Below are 16,725 nucleotides of genomic sequence, written 5' to 3' on the forward strand. Positions count from 1 at the left end.
TCAAGCGTTAGAAGTAGATCGGTGAGTATTAAACAAAGTAAGGGCAAGTATTTTGCCCTTATTGGTTTAAATCGAATCGTATAACCAATGATTCACATATGGCTTGTTATCTAAAACGACTCTTCATCATTAGTAATAAGAAGTATCCACTTCCCATTATTGATACTAATGTGCCGGCAGCCATATTAAATGGGTATATCGCTACTTGCCCAAGCCAATCAGCCCAAATCATGAACGTAATTCCAATGATTCCTCCGGTGAGCAGTTGCGGAGTCGCTTTCTTTGCGCCGAGCATCATTGCCATATGAGGGGCAACAAGGCCGACAAACGCTACCGGTCCCATTGTTGCGGTCGAGAAAGCACACAGTAATGCTACCAAAGAGAGACCGACTACATTTACTAGGTTAGCATTCAAGCCGCGAGCGTTGGCAAACTGACGGCCAATAGCAATCACAGTTAACCAGCGTGATAACATCAGTACGATTAACACTAATGCCGCACTAGCGGTAAGTAACAGCATGGCTTGTTCTTGCGTTACGCGGTAACTAGATCCGGTTAGCCATAGTAGTGTTTTGTAACTATCGCCCGTTCCCTTGGCAAGTGAGAACTGGATGAAAGATTCAAGCATTGCAGTAAGTGCAATACCAGACAAAATGAAGTTAGACGGATTAAAATTGTGTTTTTTGCCTAGTAGAAGTAACGCAATAAGCACCGTTACACTGCCTAGGAATGCAACCATCCACTCAGAACCGGACCATGCACTTCCAACAAACAGAGTTGTGGTGACAATAGCAAAGGTAGCGCCAGAGGAGACCCCTAAAATATCAGGGCTTGCCAAAGGGTTATAGACTAAGCGCTGTAAGATCACACCAGCGACCGACAGCGCTAAACCTACTGATATTACGGTTATGAGTCGAGGCCAGCGAAGCTGCCATTGATATTCATTTGGAGAAGACAGCATCAACCCATTTGAAGTCGTAGTCGCGAAAATATAAAGCAAGCCGCCGATCAAACAAGCGGATAGGATAAGCCCAATCGTTGATCTTGAGATGCGATTTTTGCCTTCGCCCATTGAGAGGTTGAGTTGATCCTGCGCGTGCAAAGATTTACGGCTAAACCAAATGAGCGCCGGCGCACCAATCGCCGCTGCTGTCACTCCGCTAGGAATCGTTTCTTCAAACCAAAACGTCAGTAGCATGGCTAGCGTGTCGGTAAAGATCAGTAACCCAGCGCCGAGTACAGCACTTGATAGCAGTTGCTGTCGTGGTGTTCTCGCCCCTAACGCTCGGGCAATATTTGGTGTGAGTAAGCCAATAAAGCTAATGATGCCAACGGCGGTAATTGAGGCTGAAACCAACCAAATACCCATTACCATTAGCAAGGTAAAAGCAGGAACTACGGGTAGCCCCCTTGCTGTTGCGCCTTCTTGGCCAAGGCGAAGTAATGTCAGAATTCTTGGGGCAATGAGGAATAAAACGAGCGCAATACCCGTCTTCGGCAGCAACCATTCGAACCAATCCCAACTGTATTGGGTAAGATCGCCTGCGCCCCACATGAATACGTTTTGGGCAAATTGAGCATTGAGTACCACAATTGCCGCAGCGACTGAACCGAGCAAAATATTAATGACCATTCCAGAAACCACCAAAGGAAGCCCCGTCATATTCTTGAGCCCGACAATTGCCACAATAAACCCAAACGCCACTAATGCACCGATCATGGCAGCCAATGCTGAGTAATCTGCAACGTAATCGACAAACCAAACATTCATTACAACAAGCGCTAGCCATGCACCGGATGAACTGCCTAGGGTGAGCGGTGAGGTGAGGTTATTCTGTGTCAGTTGTTGCATTAAGCTTCCGACCAGCCCAAGCATCGAACCTACTAATATCGCCATGGCTAGACGTGGGAGTTGGGAGTCAATAAAGAAGATCTCATCAAAGCTGGTGGCAGAACTTGGTGTCATGATTAAGCTGAATTGCTGGCTAAATGCGAGTGATGTATCAATCTGTAGGCTGAAAATCGCGAAGCAAACAAGTGCCATTAAGGAAGAGGAGACTAATTTGATGTTCATTTGTCCTCCGCCAGCTCAATTAAGCTGTCTGTAATGGCTTCAGCTAAATAAAGCAATGACATTGCTCCGCCATAGTTCCACACAGATCGCACTGAATTGACTCTGCCTTGCTTCACGAAAGGTAGAGATTGCCATAGGAGGGCATTTTGCAATTTTTCTTCTTGAGGAAAGGGCTTCATATACAGAACATAACTCTCTCCTGCTTGTTGCAACGTGTTGATGCGAGTTTGTTGAATTCCCCAGGCTCTCGGCTCAACGGGAATTGGGTTATTAAAGCCAAGCTTTGACACCACGTACTGTGTCGATGAGTTATTTGAATACAAGAATACAGAATTCAATGTAGAGAACCGCATCACGACCAAGTTGGTGTTTGGTGCGTAGTAGGGGGCGAGCTTCTGCTTCAATTTAGAGAGTTCCACTTCCATCTCTGCTAGCTGTTGTTCTGCGATGTCCTTTTTGTCGAGTAGCTTACCAATGGTTGTAAAGTGCGCTATTACAGTGTTGGCGGCATTTTCTTTTTCAGTGAAATTGGGCAGGTAAACCACTGGCGCAATTTGCTCCAAGATCGGCAAAATATCTTGTTGTGGTGACGCCGCTAAAATCACGTCGGGTTTGAGATTAGCAATCAGCTCTAGGTTGGGCTCTGAGCGCGAACCAATATCGGTAATCTCTTTCGGTGCTTCAGGTTTTACCACCCAAAGTCGATAACTATCAAGCTCTGGTGCGCCCACTGGCGTGACACCTAGTGCCAATACTTGCTCAAGGAGATCCCAATTGAGAACCACAACTCGCTTTGGCGTTTCGGCAAAAGGATGTGAACTGACTCGGTTTTCAACCATCTCAGCAGCATGGCTGAAAAATGAAACCAACAACGAAACCACGACGACAACTAGACGAAGGTGAACATTAATCAGGCGCATACGACCGCAACCTTTTGACTCGCTACGCTATTGCCCGGCGCTGGGTGGTCAATCAACTGAATCGATGATTCGTATAAGTTGGAAAGACGTTGTTCATCCAGCAAGATATCAGCAGGCCCCTCAAACGCAATTTGGCCCTGTTTTAATGCAACAATATGAGTGGCATAGCGAAGCGCGAGGTTAAGATCGTGCAGGATCACAATGATACCGACATTTTCAGTTCTGTTGAGTTCCGACAATAATTGCATGAGTTGAAACTGGTGATGGACGTCTAAAGCCGATGTTGGCTCATCTAAGATAAGTATTGGCGATTGTTGTGCAAGAAGCATCGAGACCCAAGCGCGTTGGCGTTCACCACCCGATAATTGGTCAGCTAAGGTGTCGGCAAATTGTGTTATCCCCGTCCGTTCCATAGCTGATTCAATAATAGAGGTATCTTCGCTGTTCCAACGCCCCAAGGCACCACGCCAAGGAAAGCGGCCTAATTTGACTAATTCACGCACAGTTAGGCCTGCCGATGCAGGTAGTTTCTGTGGCAAATAAGCGATCTTCTTCGCTCGCTCTTTGGTTTTGTAATCGGTCAGAATGCTGCCGTCTACTGTCACTCTCCCTTCGTCAGCGGCCATTTGGCCAGAAAGAAGGTTAACCAGTGTCGATTTACCTGAACCATTGTGGCCAAGTACGATGGTGAGTTCGTCAGTGGGAATTGATAAGTCATCGACCTGAAAAATGGTACGTCCACCGCGGCAAACTTTAATATCAGAGAGTTGGTACATAAATTTAGTTGTCTATAGATACGAAAAAGCCCCCTCATAGGAGGGGGACGCTATATTTAGTGAGCTATGAGCGGGTTACCACTTGTAGTTTGCATTTAGCATTACAGAGCGAGATTGACCGTAGTAACACCAGTAATCACAACCAGACACATACTCTTCGTTAAGAATATTGTTCACATTTAGCTGTGCTTGCCATTGATAGGTGATGTCATAAGTTACCGATGCATCCCAAAGTGTCACAGATGGAACCGTTAGATCTGAGCTCTTAGGGTTGTCTTTTGATTCACCAAGGTAGCGAACACCTGTACCAATATTGAGGTTTGGAATGAACGTTTGTGCACTGTAATCAATCCAAGCTGATGCTTGATGCTCTGGGATAAGTGCTGCTTGCTGCTTACCTTTACCAAATGTTTCATCAGTCTCTGCTTTCGTATAGGTGTAACTTGCCATTAGTTTTACAGAGTCTGTAAGCTGAGCTGCACCGTCGATTTCAACACCTGTCGATGTTACTTCACCTGTTTGCGTTGCTACCCAAGTAGAAGGGTCTGTAACGAGTGCATTCTTCTGAGCAATATCGAACCATGCAACATTAACAAATCCATCGATAAAGCTAGGTTCGTATTTAATACCTACCTCAACCTGTTCGCCTTCAAGTGGCTTGTATAGCTCGTTTGTTGAAGCATCGATAGTGCTGATAACTTCAAACGATTGAGAGTAGCTTGCGTAAGGCGATAAGCCATTTTCGGCAAGGTACATTACGCCAGCACTTAACGATAATTCACCGTCATCGCGAGATTCGCTTTGAGCAACGTTTGTGCCTTTTCCTGTATTCTCGGTTTTAACCCAATCGTAGCGAGCGCCAACGTTACCAATCCACTGATCGTGCAATTTAAGTTGGTATTGTGAGTACATACTTGCCTGAGATTTCGAGATCTCACGCTTAATGTTGTTTGCAGAATCAAGCGGGGTGAAGTTGCCGTATTCTGGGTTTGACGGGTTGATCGTGCCAAACGCATAGTTGTCTTGCTCTAGGCCATCGGTTTTGTGGTATTGCAGATCCATACCAACTAACACCGTGTGTTCAGCGTTATTGGTGATCCAGTTACCTACTGCATTGTTATCAAAGGTAATACTCTCGTTTTTACCATCACGGAATACAATACCTTGCGCAAGTTCTTCAACAGATGGATCGTTGTTTGAGAAAGCGTAAGAGCTACGAAGGTATAGCTCGTTAGCACCATAATTCAGGTTTTGAGAAAGCTTCCACGTGTCGTTAAGTTCGTGCTCTAGCAAGTAGCCTAAAGAGAATTGAGTTCGTTCATATTTGTCGTAGTCAGGTTGACCAAGGTTTGTTGACGGGTCAATGTTGCCAAAGTTCGAGCCGATTAATGTGCCTGCTGCTGGGAAGAAAGGGTTCGTTGGTACACCATCATCATGAAGGTAGCTTGCTAGAACGGTAAGCATCGTGCGATCAGAAATATCAATCTCAAAGCTTGGCGCAATGTAGAACCGTTCATTGCTTGTACCGTCTAGTTCGCCATCTTCACTTTTCATTAAACCGACTAAACGGTAACGTACACTGCCATCTTCGTTAGCATCATCAGCAACGTCGAATCCGACCGCTTGATGATTATTGTTGCCCACTTCGATCTTAACTTCGCCTTGAGGTGCGAAAGTTGGTTTCTTTTGAACAGCATTAACTAAGCCACCAGGTGCAGACTCACCATAAAGAACAGCAGAAGGACCTTTAATCACCTCAACGCTTTCTAGTCCGTATGGTTCGACTAACCATGTGTAATAACCATCTCGAAACAGACGATGACCATCTAGGTAAGTTGCAGCATCAAAACCACGAATTTTGAACCAATCAGTATCATTGTCAGCGCCGTATGGCTGGGCCATTACACCTGATGTGTAGCGCAGTGCTTCATCCAGTTTTTGTGGTGCTCGAACACGCAATTCATCTTCAGATATGATTGAAATGGATTTAGGTGTTTCTTTTGCAGGGGTTTCTACTTTCAATGCTTGAGCTGTCACGGTGATCGTTTCTATTTCTTCTATTGAAGTGTCTGTCGCAAAAGCAAATTGAGTCGGAAGTAAAAGAATTGAGCCCACTACTAGGCTTCGCTTAACAGCAAGGCTAAGCGTTTTTGGTTTTAGGATGGTCATTATTTTTCCACTGTACTGATTGGTTACTCGCTCTTTTAATGCAAAGAGTAGTGATAATGGTTCTCATTTTTGTTGCGAGTATACCTAGTTGATAATAATCATAATTAGATCTAGATCACATTAAGGTGACAATTTGAAAAATTATTGCGTGATCAATGTTTGATAATTGTGGGTGTTAACATATTGGCTAAGCGCTAATGACTGTTTTTTAGTTTTTTAATTACAAATTGATATGTTTGCGCATCTATTGATAGATTCAAAAAAAAGCTACACAAGTCTGAAGAAATCTTGATAATGGCGACCCCGTCCCCCGATAGCACAAGACAGGTATTACTACTTATGTTTAATTGGTTTGAAAACCTTACGAAGCCATTTCCATCACACGAAACCGAAAAACCGCCAAAAAATTTATTTGGTTTTTGTCGTTTTTATACCCGAGGTTTTGAAGTGCCTTTGGTACTAATGGCGATTCTAAGTGCATTGATCGCTATTTCAGAAGTGGCTTTATTGCGATACCTAGGGGAACTGGTTGATATATTAGCCAATCAAGACAGAGAAACATTTTGGCAAGATCAAGGAGGCAGCATCAAGAATATGCTGATTCTTGTAGTCGTTGTTATGCCAACGTTGGGCTTTTTCCATTCGATGATCATGCACCAGTCGCTGCTAGGTAACTATCCAATGTCAATCCGTTGGCTAATTCACCGTTATTTGTTGAAGCAAGCCGTTGGCTTTTTTCAACGAGATTTTGCTGGACGTGTCGCTACCAAGGTTATGCAAAGTGCATTAGCAGTACGCGAAACCGTGATGAAACTTCTTGATGTATTGGTGTATATTTCAGTTTATTTCATCTCAATGATTTGGATGATGGGTGAGTCTGACCTCATTTTAATGCTGCCAATTCTAATTTGGTTAGTACTGTATATTTTTATTCAACTCTACTTTATTCCGAAAATGAAACAAATAGCGACAGTGCAAGCGGATGCTCGCTCTATCATGACGGGCCGTATTGTTGATTCTTATACGAATATTTCGACAGTTAAGCTCTTTGCACATTCTCAACGTGAACTCGATTACGCTGAAAGCAGCATGAAAGGCTTTTTGAAAACCGTTTATCGCCAAATGCGAATGGTGACATGCTTGTTATTGAGCGTGGACGCAATTAACTACCTATTACTTATTTCAATTGCCGCTACTTCTATCATGTTGTGGCTAGACGCCAGCGTAACGATAGGGGCGATAGCGGTTGGTATTAGTATAGCCCTTCGAGTTCAAGGCATGTCGAAATGGATCATGTGGGAAGTGAGCTCATTATTTGAAAATATCGGTACAGTTGTCGATGGTATGAATACCATTTCTAATGATGTTGAAATTAAAGATATTAAAAATGCAAAATCACTAGAAATTAAACAAGGTGCAATTGAGTTTAATAAAGTTCACTTTAACTACAATGAAGAGAAATCGGTATTTAACGATCTTGAACTGAATATCAAGCCAGGAGAGAAGGTTGGTATTGTTGGTCGTTCTGGCTCAGGTAAATCGACCTTGGTTAATTTATTATTGCGTTTCTATGATGTTAACAGTGGTCATATTCGTATTGACGGACAAGATATTTCTCAAGTTGAACAAGAATCGTTGCGTAAACATATTGGCATGATCACTCAAGACACTTCATTACTGCATCGCTCAATCAAAGAGAATATTCTTTACGGCGACCCTGCAGCTAGTATGGACGACGTGATTGCTGCAGCGAAACAAGCGCATGCTCATGACTTTATTCAAGAGTTGAAAGATGAAAATGGCAATAAAGCGTATGACGTAGAAGTAGGTGAGCGTGGGGTTAAGCTTTCGGGTGGACAACGTCAACGTGTTGCCATTGCGCGAGTGCTTCTTAAAAATGCGCCTATCCTGATTATGGACGAAGCAACGTCGGCATTGGACTCGGAAGTTGAATCAGCAATACAAGAAAACCTTGATGCGTTAATGGAAGGTAAAACGGTAATTGCGATTGCCCACCGACTATCAACCATTGCTGCTTTAGATCGTTTAATTGTTATGGACCAAGGACAAGTTATCGAACAAGGCTCACACCAAGAGCTCCTCGAACTGAATGGTGTTTATGCCAAGTTATGGCAGCATCAGACTGGCGGTTTCTTAGGTTAGAGCCGAAATGTTATAGAAAGGAATGCAAAACGAGCCCAAGTGGCTCGTTTTTTCTAGATGTTCATTTGAGTGATTACGGGTTTGGGCATCGTTACCTTATGGTTCGTTGAGCCTATTACATAATTTGTGAACTAAAAACGCTCTCAAAATAAATACAAATTAGGTCTTTACCTAAACTTAACTTTAGGTATTAGGATATACAACGTTGCTTACGAGAATACTTTAAGGAGAGAAGAATGATCCAACTTGAACATGTAAATTTAGTCGTTAAGGACATCCCTGAAATGCTGACATTCTATAAAGCGGCGTTCCCTCATTGGTATGTCCGTGATGAGGGAAAAGGGGAGTGGTCAGGTAAGCCACGCAATTGGCTGCATTTTGGTGACGAATATCAATATATTGCACTGAGTGATCACGGTGAAGGAGAAAACAGAGACTTGGCAGGGCATTCGGTTGGTCTCGCGCATTTTGCTTATGTGACTCATAACATCAATAGCGTGATTGAGCGCCTTATTGATGCGGGTTTCCCAATAGCCAAACCCGGCGCCGAAGAACCTTATCGTAAAAACGTCTATTTTGTAGACCCGGCTGGCTTTGAAATTGAATTCGTTGAATATCTGAGTGATGATCCCAAACTACGCAATGCCACGTAATAAAAATCGTTTATCGACTTGGTTTGCTAACGCTAGTTTGTTCGAAATAAACGACTAAGAAAGAGTGCTAGGAAAGACTTACAGAAAAGGGCAGTGTGGATTATTCCGCAATGCCCTTTTTAAACTTGGATTAAAGGTAGGAAATTACTTCATGCCTAGCTTTTGGTCTTTCGCTTTAAGGGGCGTCAGCAACTGTTTGCCAAACACATTGATTAGCGCGCCTGTTACAATGAGGCCACCACCTAAGTACGTCCAAGCCGATGGGATTTCATTGAAGATCCAAACACCTAATAGTGCAGAGAATACGATCTGAATGTATGAGTAAGCCGACGCCTTACCCGCAGCTTGGGTTTGCATCGCCTTGGTTAAACCATATTGACCTATTTGTGTGAAAACCCCGACGAGAACCAGCATCACAGTCAAAAATAAGCTGGGCCATACAAAGTCGCTCCAAATTAAGGCTGTGGATATTGGCATGGCAACCAGTGGGAAGTAGAAGATGATCACTGAGCTGTCTTCCGTTTGGCTAAGCTTTCTCACAATCACATACGCAATCGAGCTACCAAACGCACCGCACAATGCCACCATAATGCTGAACAGGGGTAACTCACTGCTCGCGCCAGTGTTTATGCTTGGCTGAACCATCACCAGTAATCCTGCTAGACAGAATGCAATGCAGATCATCGTTGATTTCTGGACGCGTTCTTTCAGGAATAACACACCGAGCAACGCGGTAAATATTGGATGGACGTATTGCAAGATAGCGGCTTCTGCGAGCGGCAGTGTCGTCACCGCATAGTAAACGCACATCAACGCAGCTGTACCGACAACACCACGCAGGAAAAGAAGTGGTTTGTTGTGACCCCAAATCGAAATGCCCTTTCGTTTCACATCAATATAACTGATGATCAAAGACACCAAAGCTCTAGCTGCGACAATTTCAAATACAGGTATGCCATAGCTGCTAATGTACTTTACACAAGCCGACATTAGTGCGAATCCAAAAGCGGAGAGGAGCATGAACCTAACCCCGACAGGGATCAGTGAAAAAGAGAAAGAGGGCATAAAAATATCAATCGGTTGAGGGAAGTGGAATCATAACGTAGTTTTGGAGAGCCGACCAAAGGCTTTGTCTGGTTCCCGTCAACTTAATTCAATTAATTCTCATTTCAGCACGATTTGCTTTTTATCCTACATAATATCGGTTACAGCTCAGTTTTATAAAATCCCCCTCAACAGAAGGTGACGCTAATTCAACTCTGATTTATCCGTCGTTTTCATTGTCTCTGCCATTCATATTATTTCTGTGAATCTATAATGAGAGATATGTTCTATGAAACCAATAAATACCCTACTCATATCCACGCTCGCGCTTTGCTCTTTTAGTTCTGCCACATATGCCGACACCATCCTTCATGCTTTCAACTGGAAGTACTCAGACGTAACAGCCAATGCCAATCAAATTGCCCAAGCTGGCTACAAGAAGGTGCTGGTTGCTCCGGCAATGAAATCCAGCGGTAGCCAATGGTGGGCGCGTTACCAACCACAAGATCTGCGTACTATTGACTCTCCTTTGGGGAACAAACAAGATTTAGCCGCAATGATCACCGCACTTAAAGGCGTAGGTGTTGATGTTTACGCTGATGTTGTACTCAACCACATGGCGAATGAAAGCTGGAAGCGAAGTGACTTGGATTACCCAGGCACAGAAGTGCTAAACGATTATGCCAGCCGTTCAAGTTACTATGCCGACCAGACTCTGTTTGGCAACTTAGGGCAAGGTTTTGTCTCGGCTAACGATTTCCATGCCGCAGGCTGTATTTCAGATTGGAACGATCCGGGCCATGTTCAATACTGGCGTTTGTGTGGTGCCGATGGTGATGTGGGTCTCCCAGATCTAGACCCAAACAACTGGGTAGTGTCACAACAGCGTTTATACCTGAAAGCGTTAAAGGACATGGGCATCAAAGGTTTCCGAATTGATGCAGTGAAACACATGAGTCAGTACCAAATCGATCAAGTGTTTACGTCTGAGATCACAGCGAACATGCACGTGTTTGGTGAGGTTATTACCAGTGGTGGAGCAGGGAATAGCGGCTATGAGTCATTCTTAGCGCCATACTTAAACAACACCAATCACTCTGCGTACGATTTCCCGTTGTTTGCATCGATTCGATCAGCGTTCTCAATGAGCGGCGGTATGAACCAGCTGCATGATCCAAAAGCGTACGGCCAAGCATTGGATGACAATCGCTCGATCACCTTCGCGATCACGCACGACATTCCAACCAATGACGGCTTCCGTTACCAAATTATGGACCCACAAGATGAGCAGCTTGCTTACGCTTACATTCTTGGTAAAGATGGTGGGACGCCGCTGATCTACAGCGATGATCTACCGGATGCTGAAGACAAGGATAACGGTCGTTGGGCCAATGTTTGGAATAGCTCGAACATGAAGAATATGCTGAGCTTCCATAACGCAATGCAAGGCAAATCAATGACGATGATTTCGAGCGACCAGTGCACTTTGTTGTTCAAGCGTGGTAAAGAAGGCATAGTTGGTATTAATAAATGTGGTGAAACGCGTGGCGTGACCGTTGATACTTACCAACATGAGTTCAATTGGCATGTTCAATATAAAGACGTATTGAGCAGCGCCACAGAAACCATTTCTTCTCGCTACCATACGTTTAATTTACCACCACGCAGTGCACGTATGTTTAAGCTTTAATACTTGTGCAATAAAGTGAAATACGATTGTTAGATAGCATAAGCCGCAGTAAGTTCTGCGGCTTATTTGTATCTGGGCTAAGGCTTACCGTTACTGTTGATCGCTGATAACACCAGACCAATGATTTTGATGGGATAGCGCTTTCAACAATTCGATCTCTTTCTCTGTCTCTATTTTAAGCCAATCAATGAGATCATTAATCACAGGCGAGTGAGTGCGTTGGTGGATGAAATAGGTCCAAGCACTGTTTTGGATCTTGGCATTCTTCGGGCAGTACAAGAAGCCACGTTGTAGATCTTGTAAAACCAAAAGCAAATCCGTCACTGTGACACCTTCACCCGATAAGCAAGCGCTGAGTGCCATATCCAAGGACAAGAAGCTGGTATTTCTGACAGGCTTTTTCGGTGGAAATTCGACATCGGCCAACCATACTTTCCAATCATGGTGATCTAAGGTTGGATGCAGCCGTGGCATGGTTAAGATCGAATCGAGGTCGGTGTCTTTATTCGTTGAACTGGCTGAATGAGTTAAGCTCGTGGAGCAGACTGGCGCCATAAACTCTTCACGCAAGAAAGTGATGTCAGGAGCGTTGTTGTATCGTTTTTTGAATCGAGTGTGGAAGATTAACAAGTCGTATTCGCTGCTGTTGATCGCTTCATCCTCTTCAATCACAGGAACTATCACGATCTCGTAATCTAGGTAGCGTTCGTTTAATTCACGTACCTTGGAGATCAATACTCGCGTAGCGAAACTCAGAGTTGCTTTCATCACAATACGTTTTTGTTTCGGTTCACTCCAAGAGGCGATCACCGACTCGATATTGCCGTAACTTTCACGCAAAGCGACATACAAATCATGACCTTGTACCGTTAATTCAATCGCTCGATGTTTACGAATGATCAGCGATGCGTTCAGCTCATCTTCAAGCTGCTTGATCTGACGGCTGATTGCACTCTGTGTCACGTTAAGCTCATCGGCAGCCAACGTAAAGCTCATCAGCCTTGCAGCCGCTTCGAAGGCTTTTAAGCCATTATGGGAGGATGGCAAGCTAGGATATGGAGTCATAATTCTTTCGTATGAGTTTTTGGAATGTTAGAGTCGCAAATTTATCAATTGAACGCCAGCCCCATCGATCGTATTTTGGGCGAAATTAACTGAGGCGCTCATGAAAAAAATACTCACTCTCGCATTCCCTTTGATCATTTCACAGCTGATATCCATGGCTTTAGTCCTTACCGATGTTTGGATGATGTCGCGAATCAGCGTGTCAGCGCTTGCGGCTGGTGGCTTAGGTGCCTCTATCTACTTCTTTATCTTCATTATTGCGAGCAGCACTGTCGGTTGTGTCGCAAACCTAATTGCTATCGCGTATGGTCAGCGCGTGGCACGCCCTGAGTTTGGCAATACACAAATCAGACTAGCGGTGAAAGGCGCAACCATGTTGGCATTCGTGCTCAGCGTGACTTTAATGGCAAGTTTCTGGTTTGCTCCGTTGGTGTTGGAAGCGGCTAAACAACCTCAAGAAGTGATCACCTTAGCGATGGAATATGTGCACGCCCTAAAATGGGTGATGTTGCCTTCGCTTATCTTATTGGTGCTACGTGGCTTAACCAGCGCGTTTGGTAATGTGCGTTCTATTCTGGTGATGTCGGTTATCACTGTGATTTTGAATGTACCCGTCAGCTACTTCTTAACCTTCCAATTAGACATGGGCTTAACGGGGTTAGGGCTAGGTACCGCTATCGCGGCATTTATCGTGATGGTTGGCTACACGGTTTGGGTATTCAAACGTGACGAATTCAAGCAGTTCGCCCCTTGGCTAAATACCGAAGAGTACTCCATTAAGCTGATGAGCCCACTTTTAATGATGGGTTTACCTATCGGCTTGGCGGCGTTACTTGAGCACGGTTTGATATACGGTGGCACTTTAATGGCGGGCACTATCAGTATTGCTTCGTTAGCTCTACACCAAATCTTACTGCAATGTTTAAGCTTTACTTGGAACTTCAACTTCGGCTTTTCACAAGCAGCCGCTATTTTGGTTGGCCGTGATTTTGGTGCGGGTAACTACGAAGGAATTAAAAGAACCTCGATTCAAAGCTTTATACTGGTGTCGGTATTGAGTGTGTTCATGTCTGCTGTGTTCATCCTATGGCCGGAAATGATTGCTTCTATCTTTAAGCTAAATGATGGCACTGGTGCAATGACGTCGCTACTGGCTTCGGTTATCTGGGTAGTGGCGTTGTGTTTTATTGTTGATGCTTGGCAGTTGCTGGCAATTAATTTGCTAAGAGGGATGAAGATTGTCTCGATGCCAACGGTGATGACTGCCATTGGTTATTGGGTATTTGGCCTGCCTGCCGCTTGGTACTTGATGGCAAAATTTGAATTGGCAGGGATCTGGGGTGGAATCGGCGTGGGTTTAGGCGTGACAGGTATTCTGCTACTTATCCAATTGATGCGTGTCATTCAAAAGAACAGCAAGTCTCCGGAGCTATCGAATCATGCTTATTCATGAGTGGCTTGTACTGCTAGCCTCGAGTTATAACCTTTTATTATAGACCTTGGTCTTACAGAAACCGAGCACAAAGGTGGCTAAAATGATTTGAGCTGCTCATCATTTTATCAAGGAATACACAAATGGAAGTTGGACTGTTCTGGGCTGAAAAAGGAATGTTAGTGCTTGGCGCACTGTTTGTTTTAACGAGCATAATGCAGTACGGAAGACGCAGTAACGATTGGAAAGGTGTGATTACGATGTTCTACAAGCGTATTCCTATGAATATTGCGGAATACAAATGGTACCGACTCGGTATCGCGTTGTTGGTTTTTGCCGTGATTATACGTTTCGCATTGTTGATTCTATGGCCTACCTATCAGTTCTAGCTTTTTATATTTGCTCTGATGTATAAGACATCTGTCATTAGCTCTCACGTGTTGGATATATCAAAGCGATAAATGCATGAGTAAACCGAGCCTTAATATACTCATTTATTCAAGTTATTATTAAAGGTATCATTTGATAGAATTAGTGCTATTACTCCATATAATAGTGCAGTTAGTTGATTAATAATAATTGTTATTGTCTTTGTAGCATATTGATTTACATAAAGAATAATACAAGATGATAGCTCACCCGCCTGTTTTATCATTCTTACTAATAATCTACACATAAATCCATTCACCCCGTACCTGATACCATAATGATCTGTTACACTCGTCCGAATTAGCTTTAATTTGTCGGTGGTGCATTTATGTCGTTCCCAGTTCTTATATGTGATGATTCTGCGTTAGCAAGGAAGCAGATGGCTCGATCATTGCCTAGTTCTCTAAATGCAGATATAACTTTTGCTGTTCATGGGCTTAATGCACTTGAAGAGTTAGCTCAAAACCAGTTTAAACTGATGTTTCTTGATCTCACCATGCCGGAATTAGATGGCTATGGCACATTGGAAGAGATGCAACGTTTAGGTAATACCACGCCTGTTGTGGTTGTTTCTGGTGATATCCAACCAAAAGCGCAACAGAAGGTCATGGACCTTGGTGCCAAAGCGTTTTTACAAAAGCCGATCGATAAAGAAGCGTTAAAAGCCATTTTACGCGAGCATGTTGAGCCACCGAAACAGCCTCAACTCATTACGCCTTCGCCTCTAGAGCTGCCAATACTTCGCCGACGTGACATCTACATGGAAGTGGCTAACGTTGCGATAGGCCGTGCAGCCGATGCATTGGCGCGTCACTTTAATGTATTTGTGCACTTACCATTGCCGAACGTGAACATCTTCGAAGTGAGTGAATTGCATATGGCACTTCGTGACCTAGCAGACAACGACCAAGTATCGGGTGTTTGCCAAGGCTTCAGCGGAGAAGGCATTGCGGGTGAAGCGTTAGTCTTGCTGAGTGATTCCAGCGTGAGCGACCTTAAAAAGCTCATGAAGGTACCAACAGATAGCGAACAGCTTGAAGAGTTAGAACTGTTGATGGATGTGTCGAATATCCTTGTTGGTTCTTTCCTTAACGGGTTAGGGGAACAATCAGAAGTCCGTTTTTTCCAGAGCTCTCCTGTTTTACTCGGCCAACACATCTCAATTGATTCTGTCATCGAAAATACCAGTGGCTCGTTTAAGAAGACCATGACCTTTGAAGTCAGCTACAACATAGATGGCACTTCCATCCGTTGTGACCTTCTGTTTATGTTCGTGGACGAATCCCTACCTCTTCTAGACAACAAATTGGCCTACTTAATGGAGGAGTTTTAATATGCTGAATCTTCCTGCTGAATTTGAACAGTTCCACTGGATGGTGGACATGGTTCAGAACGTCGATATGGGGCTGGTGGTCATTAACCGTGACTTTCAGGTACAAGTTTGGAATGGCTTCATGACTCACCATAGCGGTAAGCAATCGCATGACGCGATCGGTAAGTCTATCTTTGAACTGTTCCCTGAGATCCCTGAGGAGTGGTTTAGGCTCAAAACCAAGCCAGTCTACGATTTAGGCTGCCGTAGCTTCATTACATGGCAACAAAGGCCTTATCTGTTTAAGTGTCGTAATGTTAGGCCAGTAACCCAACAAGCTGATTTCATGTATCAGAACGTGACGCTTAACCCAATGCGTTCGCCAACAGGCCAAGTCACCTCATTGTTCTTGTCTATTCAGGATGCGACAGCAGAAGCCTTGATGTCTCAAAAGGGCTAACACATTTTCTAGCTCGGTTATTAAATAGCTTTAAAAAGCGCTCCGAACATCGAATAAAATGGTTAAGGTTCCCACCTTAGCCATTTTTTTTGATGTCTATGCTTCGGGTGTGTTTCCAAACTGGTGCTAAATGTAAGTTCATGAGATTGCCGAATTTGCTCGAAAACGAAGAAAACTTGGAAAAAAGTCGAATTTATTTAAGAAAAAAGACATTTTTTGTTGGAGAAAAGTATAAATTTTATGTGATTTAGAGGTATTTTCTTCACATATTTGCTTAGTGAGAGGGGGATTGAGCGAGAAAGGGAGAAAACGATTGCGCAAGAAACCGACAGCGTTTGCGTTAGAGGCTCACTAAGTTGTTAATTAGTAAGGATTTAGTAGCAAGGTGTAACTGAGGGTTTTTACCAGATATGGAATCTTTGAGAGGATAGCATAAAAAAAAATGAAATATCAGACTTGCTGTTACTAAATCACGACCTATAATGCTGAAAACCGGAGCGTCTGCCAACGCTCCGGTTTTTTTGTGTCCGAAGAAAAG

Annotated in this window: 13 protein-coding genes; 7 read left to right on the plus strand and 6 right to left on the minus strand. The window is 43.8% G+C overall.

Annotation, left to right across the window (positions count from 1 at the left end; translation table 11 throughout):
- Positions 1-106: 106 nt before the first annotated feature.
- From fhuB to ACED48_RS14260, 4 genes are all read right to left on the minus strand, one after another.
- Positions 107-2,074, minus strand: a complete 1,968-nt coding sequence (gene fhuB / locus ACED48_RS14245; RefSeq protein WP_017058063.1) for a Fe(3+)-hydroxamate ABC transporter permease FhuB — start codon at positions 2,072-2,074, stop codon at positions 107-109.
- Positions 2,071-2,913 (minus strand): iron-siderophore ABC transporter substrate-binding protein, encoded by an 843-nt coding sequence (locus ACED48_RS14250; RefSeq protein WP_029627227.1) that lies wholly within the window; start codon positions 2,911-2,913, stop codon positions 2,071-2,073. Before ACED48_RS14250 ends, fhuB begins: the two co-directional genes overlap by 4 nt.
- 71 nt (positions 2,914-2,984) lie before the next feature.
- On the minus strand, positions 2,985-3,770 hold the full coding sequence (locus ACED48_RS14255) for an ABC transporter ATP-binding protein (protein ID WP_017058065.1): 786 nt from the start codon (positions 3,768-3,770) through the stop codon (positions 2,985-2,987).
- Between the two features lie 75 nt (positions 3,771-3,845).
- Positions 3,846-5,939, minus strand: coding sequence for a TonB-dependent siderophore receptor (locus ACED48_RS14260; RefSeq protein ID WP_017058066.1), 2,094 nt, complete (start codon positions 5,937-5,939; stop codon positions 3,846-3,848).
- A gap of 339 nt (positions 5,940-6,278) precedes the next feature.
- Here ACED48_RS14260 and ACED48_RS14265 point away from each other — a divergent pair, with 339 nt between their 5' ends.
- Both ACED48_RS14265 and ACED48_RS14270 read left to right on the plus strand, forming a co-directional pair.
- Positions 6,279-8,102, plus strand: coding sequence for an ABC transporter ATP-binding protein (locus tag ACED48_RS14265; RefSeq protein ID WP_017058067.1), 1,824 nt, complete (start codon positions 6,279-6,281; stop codon positions 8,100-8,102).
- Between the two features lie 236 nt (positions 8,103-8,338).
- Complete coding sequence (locus ACED48_RS14270; RefSeq protein ID WP_017058068.1) at positions 8,339-8,755, plus strand: VOC family protein; 417 nt, start codon at positions 8,339-8,341, stop codon at positions 8,753-8,755.
- Between the two features lie 144 nt (positions 8,756-8,899).
- Here ACED48_RS14270 and ACED48_RS14275 read toward each other — a convergent pair whose 3' ends face one another.
- Positions 8,900-9,820, minus strand: coding sequence for a DMT family transporter (locus tag ACED48_RS14275; RefSeq protein ID WP_029627228.1), 921 nt, complete (start codon positions 9,818-9,820; stop codon positions 8,900-8,902).
- Between the two features lie 268 nt (positions 9,821-10,088).
- Here ACED48_RS14275 and ACED48_RS14280 point away from each other — a divergent pair, with 268 nt between their 5' ends.
- Positions 10,089-11,489 (plus strand): alpha-amylase family protein, encoded by a 1,401-nt coding sequence (locus tag ACED48_RS14280; protein ID WP_017058070.1) that lies wholly within the window; start codon positions 10,089-10,091, stop codon positions 11,487-11,489.
- Positions 11,490-11,579: 90 nt separating this feature from the next.
- Here the strand turns inward: ACED48_RS14280 and ACED48_RS14285 are convergent, their stop codons facing one another.
- The gene (locus ACED48_RS14285) at positions 11,580-12,554 is read right to left on the minus strand and encodes a LysR family transcriptional regulator (protein WP_017058071.1); all 975 of its coding nucleotides are present in this window, start codon (positions 12,552-12,554) and stop codon (positions 11,580-11,582) included.
- Positions 12,555-12,654: 100 nt separating this feature from the next.
- Here ACED48_RS14285 and ACED48_RS14290 point away from each other — a divergent pair, with 100 nt between their 5' ends.
- The 4 genes from ACED48_RS14290 (at position 12,655) to ACED48_RS14305 (ending at position 16,187) form a co-directional block, all read left to right on the plus strand.
- Entirely contained in the window at positions 12,655-14,007 is a 1,353-nt protein-coding gene (locus ACED48_RS14290; protein WP_029627229.1) for an MATE family efflux transporter, read from the plus strand.
- 122 nt (positions 14,008-14,129) lie between these two features.
- A complete protein-coding gene (locus ACED48_RS14295; RefSeq protein ID WP_017058074.1) occupies positions 14,130-14,375 on the plus strand; it encodes a hypothetical protein in 246 nt (81 codons plus the stop codon).
- A 368-nt stretch (positions 14,376-14,743) separates the two neighbouring features.
- On the plus strand, positions 14,744-15,748 hold the full coding sequence (locus ACED48_RS14300) for a response regulator (RefSeq protein ID WP_029627230.1): 1,005 nt from the start codon (positions 14,744-14,746) through the stop codon (positions 15,746-15,748).
- A 1-nt stretch (position 15,749) separates the two neighbouring features.
- Positions 15,750-16,187, plus strand: coding sequence for a PAS domain-containing protein (locus ACED48_RS14305; protein ID WP_017058076.1), 438 nt, complete (start codon positions 15,750-15,752; stop codon positions 16,185-16,187).
- Positions 16,188-16,725 lie beyond the last annotated feature (538 nt).

Origin of the sequence: Vibrio sp. 5S239 (assembly GCF_041439575.1) — a bacterium.
Classification (GTDB): domain Bacteria; phylum Pseudomonadota; class Gammaproteobacteria; order Enterobacterales; family Vibrionaceae; genus Vibrio; species Vibrio kanaloae.

Excerpts from the sequence above, each read along its gene's own strand:
- ACED48_RS14285 (WP_017058071.1), bottom strand. The coding sequence starts at position 12,554 with ATGACTCCATATCCTAGCTTGCCATCCTCCCATAATGGCTTAAAAGCC.
- ACED48_RS14260 (WP_017058066.1), bottom strand. The coding sequence starts at position 5,939 with ATGACCATCCTAAAACCAAAAACGCTTAGCCTTGCTGTTAAGCGAAGC.
- ACED48_RS14300 (WP_029627230.1), top strand. The coding sequence starts at position 14,744 with ATGTCGTTCCCAGTTCTTATATGTGATGATTCTGCGTTAGCAAGGAAG.
- ACED48_RS14295 (WP_017058074.1), top strand. The coding sequence starts at position 14,130 with ATGGAAGTTGGACTGTTCTGGGCTGAAAAAGGAATGTTAGTGCTTGGC.
- ACED48_RS14270 (WP_017058068.1), top strand. The coding sequence starts at position 8,339 with ATGATCCAACTTGAACATGTAAATTTAGTCGTTAAGGACATCCCTGAA.
- ACED48_RS14290 (WP_029627229.1), top strand. The coding sequence starts at position 12,655 with ATGAAAAAAATACTCACTCTCGCATTCCCTTTGATCATTTCACAGCTG.
- ACED48_RS14280 (WP_017058070.1), top strand. The coding sequence starts at position 10,089 with ATGAAACCAATAAATACCCTACTCATATCCACGCTCGCGCTTTGCTCT.
- ACED48_RS14250 (WP_029627227.1), bottom strand. The coding sequence starts at position 2,913 with ATGGTTGAAAACCGAGTCAGTTCACATCCTTTTGCCGAAACGCCAAAG.
- ACED48_RS14275 (WP_029627228.1), bottom strand. The coding sequence starts at position 9,820 with ATGCCCTCTTTCTCTTTTTCACTGATCCCTGTCGGGGTTAGGTTCATG.
- ACED48_RS14305 (WP_017058076.1), top strand. The coding sequence starts at position 15,750 with ATGCTGAATCTTCCTGCTGAATTTGAACAGTTCCACTGGATGGTGGAC.
- fhuB (WP_017058063.1), bottom strand. The coding sequence starts at position 2,074 with ATGAACATCAAATTAGTCTCCTCTTCCTTAATGGCACTTGTTTGCTTC.
- ACED48_RS14255 (WP_017058065.1), bottom strand. The coding sequence starts at position 3,770 with ATGTACCAACTCTCTGATATTAAAGTTTGCCGCGGTGGACGTACCATT.
- ACED48_RS14265 (WP_017058067.1), top strand. The coding sequence starts at position 6,279 with ATGTTTAATTGGTTTGAAAACCTTACGAAGCCATTTCCATCACACGAA.